Annotated in this window: 1 pseudogene; it reads right to left on the bottom strand. The window is 60.4% G+C overall.

Annotation, left to right across the window (positions count from 1 at the left end):
• Positions 1-265 (bottom strand): annotated as a pseudogene (gene narH, locus RTW80_RS29565) (nitrate reductase subunit beta); the annotation flags it as partial.

The raw sequence follows: 265 nt of genomic DNA, 5'->3' as shown, positions 1-265 counted from the left end.
TCGCGAGCCAGTTCACGGTGGCTGCTCGGCACCACGAAACGATCTTCGTAGTTAGCGATTGCCAGATAGCGGTACATCTCCTGCGCCTGCGCCTCGGTCAGGCCGACCTCCTCCAGCGCGCGGGTATCGTTAACGCCGTCAACGGTTTCCGCACGTTTGAAGTGACGCATCGCCAGCATACGTTTCAGCGCCAGCAGTACCGGCTGGGTATCCCCTGCGGTGAGCAGGTTGGCCAGATACTGAACCGGAATACGCAGGCTTTCCA

Origin of the sequence: Escherichia sp. AM3, from assembly GCF_032029835.1 — a bacterium.
GTDB classification, from domain to species: Bacteria; Pseudomonadota; Gammaproteobacteria; order Enterobacterales; family Enterobacteriaceae; genus Escherichia; species Escherichia coli.
Note: the sequence above shows the minus strand (reverse complement) of the source record. Positions and strands in the feature narration are given on the sequence as shown.